The following is a 12,605-nucleotide window of genomic DNA, read 5'->3' on the forward strand; positions in this document are numbered from 1 at the left end:
TTTTTTTTGCGTCAGGAGGACACTTCTTTTGTTTAACAACAAGGAATTATTCAAAACTGTTTTCAAGGAAAAATTGGTCAGCTGTTTGGGAAAAAGCATTGAAGAGGCGAGCCCGGGCGATGTTTACAAAATGCTCGGGACGCTCATCCGCGAATTTATTGGTCGTGAATGGGCAGAAACCAATCAAGCCTATAAAGTTCAGCAGGAGAAGCAGGTGTACTATTTTTCGATGGAGTTTCTGATCGGCCGGCTGCTAGGGAACAATCTGCTGAATCTCGGGATGCTAGAAACCGTTCGGGATGGGCTGCTGGATCTAGGATGGAACCTGGAAGAGATTGAGGAACAAGAGCCCGATGCGGGTCTTGGGAACGGCGGGCTTGGGCGCCTTGCTGCATGCTTTCTGGATTCTCTCGCATCTCTCGGGTATGCGGGCCATGGCTGTGGCATCCGATATAAATACGGCCTGTTCGAGCAAAAGATTGTTGACGGCCATCAGGTCGAGCTTCCGGATGATTGGCTTCAAAAAGGGAATGTATGGGAGGAGTGCCGTGAGGATAAGCGGATCGAGGTCTGTTTTTGGGGACGGGTCGAGGTGTCGGAAGAGAACGGCCGGACGGTTTTCAACAGCGTCGATTATGAAAAAATATGGGCTGTGCCTTATGATGTCCCGATCATCGGGTACGGCGATCTTCATGTGAATACCCTCCGGTTATGGAGTGCCGAATCAGCGGTGGAACCGTCTAAAATGCGAATGGAAGGCCAAAACAGCTATTATAAATTTCTGGACTACACCCGTTCGGCAGAGTCGATTTCCGAATTTCTATATCCGGATGATTCGGGCTATGAGGGCAAGCTTCTTCGATTGAAGCAGCAATATTTTCTATGCTCGGCAGGGCTTCAAAGCGTTCTGAGAACCTTCGAGAAGCTTGGACTTCCATATCTTGAGCTTCCACATAAGGTGGCAGTCCATATTAACGATACGCATCCGACACTGGTCATTCCGGAGCTGATGCGTATTCTGATTGACGAGAGGGGATTCGGGTGGGATGAGGCTTGGGAAATTACGTCCCGCACGGTTTCGTATACCAATCATACGCTGATGGGTGAAGCTCTAGAGAAATGGCCGGTCAATATGGTGCGTGAGCTGCTGCCGCGCGTATATATGATCATCGAGGAGATCAACAAACGGTTCTGCGGAATGCTTCTGGAACGTTATCCTGAGCGGCAGGATCTAGTTTCCCGGATGGCTATCATTGAGGGCGACCAGGTGAAAATGGCCCATCTGGCGATTCTAGGAAGCTACAGCGTCAACGGAGTCGCCCAACTGCATACGGAGCTGCTGAAGAGTGACGTTATGAAGCCGTTTTACGAGCTGTACCCGGAACGGTTCAATAATAAAACCAATGGCATTACCCACCGTCGCTGGCTCATGCATGCCAATCCGAAGCTCAGTCATTTGATCAGCGAAAGCATAGGCACAGATTGGATCAAACATCCGCACCAGCTTCTGCGGCTGGAATCATTTAAGAATGATCCGGCGTTCCTAGACCAAATTATGAGGATTAAGCGAGGCAACAAGCTGCGCCTGGCTGCGTACATTCAGCAGAAGCAGGGGATAGCGGTCGATCCGGATTCCATCTTCGATGTGCAGGTGAAGCGGCTCCACGCGTACAAAAGACAGCTGATGAACATTTTACATGTCATGCATTTGTATAATGACATCAAGGACCACCCGTCCCAAGAACGCGTGCCGCGGACGTTTATTTTCGGGGCCAAGGCGGCTCCAGGCTACTATCTGGCGAAAAGCATCATCAAGCTGATTAACGTGGTCGCAGATGTCGTCAACAGCGATCCGCAGATGGACGGCAAGCTGAAGGTACTGTTTCTGGAAAACTATTCAGTGTCGCTCGCAGAGAAGATCATTCCGGCAGCCAATGTGAGCGAGCAGATTTCCACGGCGGGGAAAGAGGCTTCAGGTACCGGAAACATGAAGTTTATGATGAACGGTGCGCTTACGATCGGCACACTGGACGGTGCCAACGTAGAGATGCATGACATGCTCGGCGATGAGAACATGTTCCTCTTCGGCTTACGTTCGGAAGAAGTCGTGAATTATTATAAATATGGGGGTTACTTGGCTAGAGAGGTATATAACAGAGATCCAAGGATCAAACGAGTCATGGACCAGCTGATGTCGCCTGGACCGTTCTGCTGTCATGAACGGGAGTTCGGGATGATATATCAGTCCATACTGGACCATAATGACGAGTTTTTCGTACTCCGTGATTTTGCCGGCTATGCAGAGACCCAAGCCGCCATAGACCAGGCATACCTAAACGCGCAGTCCTGGGCTTCCAAATCTGTCGTAAACATCGCCCACGCAGGACATTTCTCGAGCGACTGTACGATTAACCGGTATGCAAGGGATATTTGGCATATCCGACGGGTAGGGCCGCTGCTGGAAGTATGATGCCGGAATGCCGGAATGCCGGAATAAAAAAGCGAAAAGGGCAGCCTGCTTAGGCTGCCTTATCGCATGTACTATTTCATCATCATAAGAATCGTATTTTCGTCAGGTCATCAGGATTCGTACGCGATATTCGATCCACCGTCGCGGAGCAAATGTCTGTAATTCAATTTGACGAATTCCACGACTTTATCGCAAATAATCCGGTGCCCCTCCTGATTCGGATGGATGCCGTCGGAGCAGAGGAATTTCGTGAAATCGGGATGCTCGAGAAAAGCGCCTCGCACATCAATGTATTTGGTCTTCGTCAGCTCGGAAACCTTCAGAATGGTCGAATTGTAGCGCTCCTGCCACCAATAGATTTTCGTGACGCTGCCAAGCCATTTCAGGATGTTTCGCTCTGCCTCCGGATTATTCTGGCTGACCCATTTGAAGTATTTGTCCGCATTCAGCGGAGGAAGACTCATGAGGATCGGAATAATCTGCTGGCTTTTCAATTCATTCACCGTTCTGATGAGCATAGTTTCAAACGTGTTGAAGTCCGTTTTCGGATGATGCTCGGCATCGGGATCCGTGGCAATCTCGTTCCAGTTAAAGTCGCAATCATTTCCGCCGTACTCGATCAGTACAATGTTAGGCTTTTCCTTCAGCACGTCCTTTTTCAAATTGCTAATGCCCTTCAGCAGCGTATTGCCGAATCTTGCCGTATTACGGACCGCACCCTTCAACTTATTTTGAAGAAGAGACACATAATTGTCCTCCAGAATCACGTACTTTTTTCGAACCTCGTCATAAATGACCCCTTTGGAGATGGAATCCCCGGATACGATATACTTGGCACCGTCTTCCTCAAAGTCCAGATTAAAGCCGCCCACAGCTTCACCCCGTTCCTATTGTTTATCAAACATAAATGCTACCAAACGCGGTCTTGTCTTTATGAAAAAGTATGCCGATACAGTTTATTCTTATTGTAGTTGAGTCGCTTCCTCTAAAGCAAGTGAACATCATTTGGCATGGAAATTCAATCGCTGGTGCTTAGGACACTGGTGATTTTTTGCGTTTTTCAACATTTACTCCTTCGTCTTCCAGTCTCGTCTGTATCGTAATGTTAATTTCTTCAATACAGTATGTAGCAAAATTTTCTAATTAGGCGGTACCAAGACAGAAGATTAGTATAAAAGTGCTGTAATCCATAGTCTGTGAGCCTATTTTCTAAGCGTGGGAAAAATGCTTATAGTTAATGTGGCTTAGTCTCAGTCTCCTAGTTATTTAGGCGGATCTCTGTACCCGTTTGGCCTATTCACAAGGCGGGACAATTGTGGTTTTCTGAATAATAGTGATTTTCTAATGCAGGAGGCCTATAGTAATGAATGATCAGATAGGTAAAAAGATGATGAATTTATCGATCCGTATCCTGCTCTCCGTCTTGCTTGTGACAGGACTTGCAAGTGAGGCCGGATTGGCTGGAGGGCATCAGGTAGCGGCTGCAGCTTCGGCGAAGGTGACGGAAACACAGCATGCGGCTTTTACGGACATCGAGGGGCATTGGGCCCAGAAACAGATCGAGGAAATGGTGCGCCAAGGAATTTTGGACGGTTACCCGGATGGGAGTTTTCGGCCGAATGAGCCCGTCAAGGTGGACCAGTTCATTAAAATGCTGATTTTATCCTTCAGCGATCTTCATCCGAATCAGGAACGGAGCTGGAAGGGATCGTTTCTCGACTCGCTTTCCGAAGAGAACCGGACCATCCTGAAGCAGGACTACCGCTATTTTAATTTTAAGCCTGCCATGGCCGGATATTGGGCAAAACCATACATAGACGTGGCTAGTGACCTCAACTTTTTGAACAAGAACCGCTTCAGCGATTTTCAGGCGGATATGACCCGTGAAAATGTAGCGGAAATTATTTACTATACGCTTCAGGAGACGGAATTTCTGGAAGATGAGCAGTTCAGCCGCTCGGTGGCGCAGTCTTATGGCGATTTGACTAGTGCGAATGACAGGGAGCAGAAATTTATCGCGGAATCCCTGATTAAAGGAATCATGCAGGGCTATCCGGATGGAAACTTCGGTGTAGGCCGCTATGTCACCCGTGCGGAATCGCTTGTGATTCTAAACCGGTTGACCGATAAGACAAAACGTGTACCGATCAAGCCTGAATCCGATAAACTCCAGCGGCTTGTGCCAACGGCAGGCGGAGGACAGAAGATCGTCGCTTTCCCTGATAAACAGATGTGGGATGCCTATGAAACGCTGATCAAAGCGGGCAAGCTTCGCGGCACCAACTATGATATCGTTGAGACGACGCTGCGGCTGTACAAGGACGAGAAGGAGAAGAAGGCTGTTCAGCAAAACACGGGGATCGGCAATGTGGGAACGGGTACCAACGTGCCGAAGGAAGAAGTTGCGATCTGGCTGGATCCGACGTTCAACACCTATGGCATTACCGTCCGTCTTCGTGAAGGAACGTTGGCCCGCAACAAGGAATCGATTGAATTGTTCACGAATCAGATCTTCACCTATGACGCGATCGCATTCCATCGCTGGTTTGATTCCATCTGTACTGAGGTAGAGGCCGGACGGCCTCTCGCATCGAAACAGGCCACTGTTGGTGGTTATACTGTCAATGCTTTAGTGGACAACGCGCAGAAAACAGTCGTGTTCTCGATCGCGGCGAAGAAGTAATCGAGAGCACTGAATTACAAGATCATGATTAATGACAAAAGCTCACACATGGAGTACAGCGCCATACCTGATTTAGGTAGAGCGCTCATCCGTGCGTGAGCTTTTTTAGCTAAAGCAGGTGTTATGCGGGAGGAAACCGGAGACCCATATGGCTGCGGGTGTAGTCATATAAATCGGCAATCAGCTGCATCGCCTTAATGCCTTCTTCCGCATCGATCCAAAAAGGACGATCCTCCTGTACATGCTCGTAAAAGTCGGCGATCAGCTTCCCGTGGCTTGTGCCCCAATAGGATTTGCCTTCCGTCTGGGTCTGACTCGGCTCGTACAGCTTGGTTTCCTGTCCGTCTTTCCAAAGATAGAGTGTGTCCCGCCACTGATGCAGTACTCCATGTTCGAACACGATCTCCAGATCGATGGGCGAGTCGGTGCCGTAGGCTGTAGTCCCGTAAAATAAAGCCCTTGCTCCGCTGGCAAAATCGATACAGGCATGAGCGGTATCTTCCACCTCAATGGTATCTCCCAGCACGTCAGCGGTCACGCTCCCTTTGACTGAGGAAACCGTTCCACCAAACCACTGCAGCAGATCTAAGGTATGTACCGTTTGATTGATCAGAAGGCCTCCGCCTTCCGTGGCCCATTTGCCTCTCCAGGCGGCGCTTCCATAATAGGATGGGTCGCGGTTCCAGGTGACGATGCCTTTCATGCATATCAGCTTGCCCAGATGGCCGGAGCTGATGTATTCATGAATCATTTGGGAGGCTGTATTATAGCGATTCTGATACGTGATGCCGAGCTGCGCCTTACTGCGGCGGGCTGCCTCCAGCATCGCTATGGCCGAAGCGATATTCTCAGCCATCGGCTTCTCGGTCAGTACATGCTTCCCAGCTGCCAGCAGTTCGATGGACATTTGAGCGTGTTCATGATGCGGAGTGCATACATGGACAATCTGAATATCCTCCCGGCCAAGCAGGCTCCGGTAATCGGAAGCAGCTTCGCATCCATAACGCTGTGCCGCTACCTGTGCTTTTTCCAGGTCAGTATCGATAATGATGCGAAGCTCTGCGTTTTCCAGTTCCATGACCGCACCCGCGTGAAGCGGGAAAATGGATCCGCAGCCGATAATGGCCGCTCCTATATTTTTCATGTGATCCCGTCCTGTCCTATGAAATTAGCATAGCCATAGCCTCAAGAGATGCGGACGGCCATTTCCTGGGCTTTCAAACACAGCTCAGCGGCTTTGAAGGCGTGCTCCTGCGTCATGGCGTGTTCAGTGCGATGCAGGCAATCGAGTATCAGCTCGCCAAAAAACGGATAGCCAATCTGCCCGTTAACGGCAAAATGCTGTTCACCGTCTTTGTTGACCAAATAGACGTGATCGCCATCCTGTTCCCGGGCAACGTCGATATATTTCCGAAGCTCGATATACCCTTCCGTTCCAAGAATGAACGTTCTGCCGTCACCCCAGGTACCGAGGCCATCCGGCGTAAACCAGTCCACACGGAAATACTGGGAAGCCCCGGAATCGCCAACTAGCGTTGCATCCCCGTAATCCTCTAGCTCCGGATATTCGGGATGATTGTAGTTAGCGATTTTGCTGTGAAGCACCTGGGCGTCTTTGCTGCCCGTGTAGAACAGGAATTGCTCAATTTGGTGGCTGCCGATGTCACACAGAATGCCGCCGTATTTCTCCTTTTGGAAAAACCATTCCGGACGTGTGGCTGCACTCAGGCGGTGGGGGCCAAATCCGGTAACCTGCAGCACGCGTCCAATGGCGCCTTCGCGGATCAGTTGTCCTGCATATACCGCGGACTCTACATGAAGACGCTCGCTGTAGTACACCATATACTTCCGGCCGGTTTCCCGGACTTTAGCGCGAGCGGCCTCCAGCTGTTCCATGGTGGTAAAGGGAGTCTTATCCGTAAAATAGTCCTTGCCGGCATCTATCACCTGAAGGCCAAGCGCGCATCGCTCGGAGGGAACGGCTGCCGCCGCAACCAGGCGAACTTCAGTATCCTTCAGGATGTGCTCCAGGTTGTCTGTCGCAGTGGTTCCCGGAAACTTGGAAGCAAAGGAAGCGGCTTTGGCATGGTCCGGATCATACACCCATTTGAGCGTGGCTCCCGCCTCGATAAGTCCTTGGCACATACCATGTATATGACCGTGGTCCAGAGCTGCTGCCGCAAATACGAATTCGCCCGGGTTTACGACATGATTGGGTTTGCCCTGAGGTGCATAGTTCATTCCGTCCTGCTTGGAGTGGCTCATATGTCTTGCATCCCTTCGCGCATCAGCAGGGCGAACTCCTTCAGCATCTCGCCTGAAGGGAACTGTTCGCTGAAGTCTTCGACGCCGAGGTATCCATCGTAACCGACGCTTTCCAGATCCCGCAGCAACTTAGCAAAGTTGACGATGCCTTCACGCATCGGAGCCCATTCCGAGCGCCAGTTCGCTGTTCCATCTTCACGCCTGCCGTCCTGAACCCAGCGGGTATTTTTCACATGCACATGTGCCAAATACGGACCGAGCAGTTGCATCCCCATTCGGAAATTCTCATGACCTTCGTGTACCATGTTTCCGGGATCAAGCAGCACGCCGATGTGGTCCGGATCACAGTTACTAACTAACCGGTGAGCCAGACCTGCGCTTGGCGCAATGGTCCCGTGATGTGTTTCCACAACCCCTTTTACGCCATATTGCTTGGCCATCCGCTCGGCTTCCTTCAGGTAGCGGACGGTCGTTTCATACAGCTCGGGGTATGATTGCGTGCCATTATAAGGAGAAATACCGACACGGATCATTTTGGCCCCCAGTAGGCGGGCCGTATGGAAAACATGCTCGGTAGCGTCCAGATTCAGATCACTTAAATAAGGAGTCACGCTGACGATCTCAAGCCCTTCCCCTTCCGTGATTTCCTTGAATTTAAGCATCTCGGGTTCGGAAAGGGAAGGGTCGATGGAGCACAGGTTGTTGCCCCAGAAAGAGGGATCATTCCCGGCATTCGCAGGTACCTCCTTGAATCTCCATTCGACGCCGTCCACCCCGGCTTCACGGGCCGCTTTGACCAGCTCTTCCGGAGTCAGGTCCGGAGTCGCCACTGTAAATACGGAAAGTTTCATTGTACATTGCCTCCTTTTGGGATTAGTGAGTTCCTTTTACATTCAAAACCGTTTCTGCGGACTCTTCTTTGCGGAAAGTGGAATTCCGTATTCTTTCCTGGAGCTTTTCATAGAAAAGATCCTCATCCAGCGGCAGATCCACCCAGTTATCGGTCCAGGCGGACAGATGCATCGCATTGGAGATCGTCAGGCCGTGAATGCCTTCATCGCCAGGAGCAATCAGCTTTTCGCCATGCAGAAGAGCATTCGTAAAGTTCTGTAAAATCCCATTGTGCTGTGGACCATGTCCTCCATACACAGGGATGTCGCATTTCCAGCATTCCGGCTGTCCGAAGCCGCCAGTATATTCGCGGTTGAACTCCGGCTCCGGCACGCGCAGACGCCAGAAGGTCAGCTTGCCGTCTTCGATGACGATTTTGCCGTTGTCGCCGCTGATCTCAAAACGGTTCGTCCCTGGACTTTCGCCGACTGTCGTTACGAATACGCCCGTGGCGCCGTTCTCGTACTCGACATAAGCCGTGACATCGTCTTCGACTTCGATATTCCGGTACTTGCCGAAGTGGCAGAACGCCCGAACACGTTTGGGCATCATGCCCGTCGTCCACTGCCAAAGATCCAGCTGGTGAGGGTCCTGATTTAGCAGCACGCCGCCGCCTTCGCCGCCCCAGGTCGCGCGCCAGCCGCCTGAATTGTAGTAGCTCTGCGAGCGGTACCAGTTCGTAATGATCCAATTCGTTCTTCTGATGGTTCCGAGCTCGCCGGACTGAATCAGGTCACGCAGCTTTATGTAGAGCGGACTTGTGCGCTGATTGTACATAATGCCGAACTGCTTGCCAGATTTCGCGGCAGCCTCGTTCATTTCCCGGACGGCTTTGGTATAAACGCCGGCAGGCTTTTCCACCAGCACATGGTAATCGTTCTCAAATGCCTGGATCGCCATGCTTGGATGATCGTAATGCGGCGTAGCAATCAGTACCGTGTCCATCGCTTTCGAAGCCCAGAAGGCCTCCGGCGTGTCAAAAAGCTGCACGTGTTCAGGCAGATTGTTTTTGGCCCATTTCAGCCGCTCGGGATTCGTGTCGCAAATCGCAGTGAGCTCGGCTCCCTGAATTTCTCCGCAAAGATTCAGAGCATGCGCTGAGCCCATATTTCCTATTCCGATAATGCCAAAGCGTACTTTTTCCATGCCGGAATTCCACCTCTCATATCTGCTTTTCTCCATTAGCTTAGCTTGAAACGAAACTGAAGAGAATGACTTAGACTAAGAGGGTTTTGCACAAAATTAAGGTGTTTTAGATAAATAGCGAATGATACAATAAAAAGTGAGACAGGGGGAGGGATCAGGAATGGAACAGTCACTTGATTTGAGCGGACGACTGCCGGAAAGCCTTACGTTGAACATTAGCTCCGCCTTTTATAGAGGAGGATTTTGGGGTTGGAACCGGACGGAAATAGCCCCGTCATTTCACCGGCTTTATTTTATTACAGAAGGCAGCGGCTCGGTGGTTCTGAATGGCGTCACCTACGAGCCCAAACCCAATCAGATGATGATCATGCCTGCGGGCACGAGCCAAAAGGCTTTAACGAACCAGGATGATCCGTATACGCGTTACTTTTGTCATTTTGATGCACAGGTGGGAGAATGGCCTTTATTTTCGGCTGACAGCCAGCTGTATATTTGTGATGTCCGGGACCCTGAGTTTATTGAGCACACCTTTGCCGAGCTCGTGAATCAGTTTCAGGCGGGAGGGCCCTTTTCCGTGCTGCGTACCCAAGCTTGTCTGCTGACGATGCTTGCCTGCTGTCTAGAGGATGGAGGATACACGGATTTTTGGAAGGATTTCATCCAGCAGACGGAGTCGAGCAAACTCGGGGATGTGCTAGCCTTTATCCACAGTCATTTGCATGAACCGATGGAAATCGAGCTGCTGGCGGAAATCGTTCATCTGCATCCGAATTATTTTATCCCTTACTTTAAAAAGATTATGGGGGTTACGCCCATGCATTATGTCCAGCGCAAACGGATGGATGAGGCCAAACGGCTGCTTTCATACACGGATACTGCCATATCGGATATTGCGGATCAAATCGGTATGCAGCTCTCGTACTTTTCCAGGCAGTTTAAGGGACATACGGGGCTATCGCCTACCGCTTACCGTGCCTACACCCGTTAGGAATAAATGTCGGACATTTTCCCGGAAAAGGCTTCAAGCCGCTGTTATCTTGCTTACAACAGCAAGACATTTAAATACCGTGTCGAGATATGCGGGGAAGGGCTGAGCTGGCAGCCTCTCTTTACAGCACCTTAATATTTCAATGGATAACCGAGCATACGAAAGAGGCGATTTTCCTAAAGCGGGGGATTCGCCTCTTTTTTGAACGAAAATAAAAAACAACGCCCTTGGCCTTTCCTGCTGGAAAGATCAAGGGCTGCTTAGATTCGTATTCGTATTTAGAATGAATCTAAACGTTATCGGCGAGAATATCTTGAACCACATCAGCGAGGGTAACAATCTCAAGGGAGTGTTCCATGGCTTTTTGCGCAGCGGAAAATTGCTTGGTCAGTGACTGCTGTATATTTCTGCCGACAATACATTCCGGATTGGGGTGCTCATGAGAGCTGAACAAATCATTTTCGGCTACAACGTTAACGGCTTTATATACATCCAGAAGCGTAATCTCCGCAAGTGTTTTGGCAAGCTCGGCTCCGGCAACTCCGGCGCGTACATGGACGAGCCCTGCGCCTTTTAGCATACTCATGACCTTTCGAATGACGACGGGATTGGTATTGACGCTGCCGGCAAGGTATTCAGAGGTGTTGGTTGCTTTCTCCTCGTTGATCGCCAGCAAGCACAAAATGTGTATCGCGACAGAGAATCTGCTGCTGATGGACAAGGGGTTTCCCTTCTTTCTTCCTTTACGAATATATTCCTTTATAACATGCCCATAATACCGTTACAAGTCAATATAAAGCATTCATAATTGACAAATCGGATAGTTGTATCTATTATGGTTACATGTAACAAAACAAATTACAGGTCGACGGAAACGAGCAATTTGAATTCTGAACCGGTCTGAAAAATATGGGGAGGAAGAATACAATGAAAATCGCAGTTATTGGTGCAAGCGGTAAAGCAGGGAACTTGATCTATCAAGAGGCGGTAAACCGTGGGCATGAAGTTACGGCTATCGTCAGAAATGCATCCAGACTGCAAGGAGAGCATCCTTCGGTCATTGAAAAGGACTTATTCCATCTGACATCTGAGGATCTGAAACCATTTGACGTTGTGGTCAATTCTTTTCAAGCGCCTCCGGGCAGCGAGCATCTGCATGTGGAAGCGGGCAGAGCTCTCATTCAAGCATTGAAAGGAGCGCCTAATGCGAAATTATTCGTTGTTGGGGGAGCGGGCAGCTTGTTTGCGGACGAAGCTAAGACGCTTAAAGTGATGGATACGCCGGATTTCCCAGCGATCTATTATCCGACAGCTTCCAATCAGGGTAAAAACCTGGAGGACTTGCAGAAGTCCGAAGGAATCACATGGACATTCCTTAGTCCTTCCGCATTTTTTGACCCTGAAGGCAAAAGAACAGGAAGCTACAAGGTAGGTAAAGATCATCTGCTGACGAACTCTAAGGGCGAAAGCTACATCAGCTATGCTGACTATGCCATTGCAGTGCTTGATGAAATCGAAAACCCTAAACATTTAAATGAACGATTTACTATCGTGGGCGAGCACAACTAATATAGAAGAAAATCAAATTTCAGCCCGGGCGGCGGTGGTTTTCAATGCACGGGCTGTTCTATAACGGTTATAAGGGACGGCGAATGATTGGAAGATCGATTGATTGCAGATAGCAGATACAAAAAGATGCGGTCAACAATTGTAAAATTTTGTCGCTTGCGATAATGATTTAATCATGGTACATTATAAATCCGGCCGATGAACATCGATCGGAAATGAGATTCAAAAGAGCTTCGAAAAAAGAATTTTCAAAAAAAGTTCTTGCAAAGCTCGAAAGAACATGATATTATATAAGAGTTGCTGCTGAAACAAAATGTGAAGCAGAAACGAGAAAGAATTTGATCTTTGAAAACTGAACAACGAGTGAGATACAGACTTCAGCAATGAAGTCAAAGCGCAAAGCAGTTCGGTCCCCGAACTGTGGAGCACAAATGAGATTTAAATCTCGTCAGATTCAAAATGAGTCACAAACTTTCTTGGAGAGTTTGATCCTGGCTCAGGACGAACGCTGGCGGCGTGCCTAATACATGCAAGTCGAGCGGACTTGATGAGGAGCTTGCTCCTCTGATGGTTAGCGGCGGACGGGTGAGTAA

The 12,605-nt window shown here is 49.6% G+C and carries 10 protein-coding genes and 1 rRNA gene; 5 read left to right on the forward strand and 6 right to left on the reverse strand.

Going from position 1 to position 12,605, the window contains the following annotated elements:
- Window positions 1-28: 28 nt before the first annotated feature.
- The gene (locus MUG84_RS23665; RefSeq protein WP_244729768.1) at window positions 29-2,470 is read left to right on the forward strand and encodes a glycogen/starch/alpha-glucan phosphorylase; all 2,442 of its coding nucleotides are present in this window, start codon (window positions 29-31) and stop codon (window positions 2,468-2,470) included.
- Between the two features lie 110 nt (window positions 2,471-2,580).
- Here the strand turns inward: MUG84_RS23665 and MUG84_RS23670 are convergent, their stop codons facing one another.
- Window positions 2,581-3,342, reverse strand: a complete 762-nt coding sequence (locus MUG84_RS23670) for an SGNH/GDSL hydrolase family protein (protein ID WP_244729770.1) — start codon at window positions 3,340-3,342, stop codon at window positions 2,581-2,583.
- A 491-nt stretch (window positions 3,343-3,833) separates the two neighbouring features.
- Between MUG84_RS23670 and MUG84_RS23675 the strand changes: the two genes are divergently transcribed.
- Window positions 3,834-5,153 (forward strand): S-layer homology domain-containing protein, encoded by a 1,320-nt coding sequence (locus MUG84_RS23675; protein WP_244729772.1) that lies wholly within the window; start codon window positions 3,834-3,836, stop codon window positions 5,151-5,153.
- Window positions 5,154-5,274: 121 nt separating this feature from the next.
- On the opposite strand, the gene MUG84_RS23680 is transcribed toward MUG84_RS23675, so the two are convergent.
- Genes MUG84_RS23680 through MUG84_RS23695 form a run of 4 tightly spaced genes read right to left on the reverse strand, consistent with a single transcriptional unit; the run spans window position 5,275 to window position 9,455 of the window.
- Window positions 5,275-6,297, reverse strand: a complete 1,023-nt coding sequence (locus MUG84_RS23680; RefSeq protein ID WP_244729774.1) for a Gfo/Idh/MocA family protein — start codon at window positions 6,295-6,297, stop codon at window positions 5,275-5,277.
- 41 nt (window positions 6,298-6,338) lie between these two features.
- Window positions 6,339-7,418, reverse strand: a complete 1,080-nt coding sequence (locus MUG84_RS23685; protein WP_244729777.1) for a Gfo/Idh/MocA family protein — start codon at window positions 7,416-7,418, stop codon at window positions 6,339-6,341.
- Complete coding sequence (locus MUG84_RS23690) at window positions 7,415-8,269, reverse strand: sugar phosphate isomerase/epimerase family protein (RefSeq protein WP_244729780.1); 855 nt, start codon at window positions 8,267-8,269, stop codon at window positions 7,415-7,417. Before MUG84_RS23690 ends, MUG84_RS23685 begins: the two co-directional genes overlap by 4 nt.
- Before the next feature lie 22 nt (window positions 8,270-8,291).
- On the reverse strand, window positions 8,292-9,455 hold the full coding sequence (locus MUG84_RS23695) for a Gfo/Idh/MocA family protein (protein WP_244729784.1): 1,164 nt from the start codon (window positions 9,453-9,455) through the stop codon (window positions 8,292-8,294).
- Window positions 9,456-9,615: 160 nt separating this feature from the next.
- Between MUG84_RS23695 and MUG84_RS23700 the strand changes: the two genes are divergently transcribed.
- Window positions 9,616-10,443, forward strand: coding sequence for an AraC family transcriptional regulator (locus tag MUG84_RS23700; protein WP_244729794.1), 828 nt, complete (start codon window positions 9,616-9,618; stop codon window positions 10,441-10,443).
- Between the two features lie 289 nt (window positions 10,444-10,732).
- Here the strand turns inward: MUG84_RS23700 and MUG84_RS23705 are convergent, their stop codons facing one another.
- A complete protein-coding gene (locus tag MUG84_RS23705) occupies window positions 10,733-11,164 on the reverse strand; it encodes an Rrf2 family transcriptional regulator (RefSeq protein WP_244729798.1) in 432 nt (143 codons plus the stop codon).
- Between the two features lie 206 nt (window positions 11,165-11,370).
- Between MUG84_RS23705 and MUG84_RS23710 the strand changes: the two genes are divergently transcribed.
- Together MUG84_RS23710 and MUG84_RS23715 are read left to right on the forward strand one after the other, a co-directional pair.
- Window positions 11,371-12,012 (forward strand): NAD(P)-dependent oxidoreductase, encoded by a 642-nt coding sequence (locus MUG84_RS23710; protein ID WP_244729801.1) that lies wholly within the window; start codon window positions 11,371-11,373, stop codon window positions 12,010-12,012.
- Between the two features lie 473 nt (window positions 12,013-12,485).
- A 16S ribosomal RNA gene (locus MUG84_RS23715) occupies window positions 12,486-12,605 on the forward strand; the annotation flags it as partial.

The sequence above is a fragment of the Paenibacillus mangrovi genome (assembly GCF_022898935.1).
GTDB classification, from domain to species: Bacteria; Bacillota; Bacilli; order Paenibacillales; family Paenibacillaceae; genus Paenibacillus_AQ; species Paenibacillus_AQ mangrovi.

Bases quoted from the DNA above. Each gene is read 5' to 3' on its own strand.
- MUG84_RS23680 (WP_244729774.1), bottom strand. From the start codon at position 6,297: ATGAAAAATATAGGAGCGGCCATTATCGGCTGCGGATCCATTTTCCCG.
- MUG84_RS23690 (WP_244729780.1), bottom strand. From the start codon at position 8,269: ATGAAACTTTCCGTATTTACAGTGGCGACTCCGGACCTGACTCCGGAA.
- MUG84_RS23675 (WP_244729772.1), top strand. From the start codon at position 3,834: ATGAATGATCAGATAGGTAAAAAGATGATGAATTTATCGATCCGTATC.
- MUG84_RS23710 (WP_244729801.1), top strand. From the start codon at position 11,371: ATGAAAATCGCAGTTATTGGTGCAAGCGGTAAAGCAGGGAACTTGATC.
- MUG84_RS23695 (WP_244729784.1), bottom strand. From the start codon at position 9,455: ATGGAAAAAGTACGCTTTGGCATTATCGGAATAGGAAATATGGGCTCA.
- MUG84_RS23700 (WP_244729794.1), top strand. From the start codon at position 9,616: ATGGAACAGTCACTTGATTTGAGCGGACGACTGCCGGAAAGCCTTACG.
- MUG84_RS23685 (WP_244729777.1), bottom strand. From the start codon at position 7,418: ATGAGCCACTCCAAGCAGGACGGAATGAACTATGCACCTCAGGGCAAA.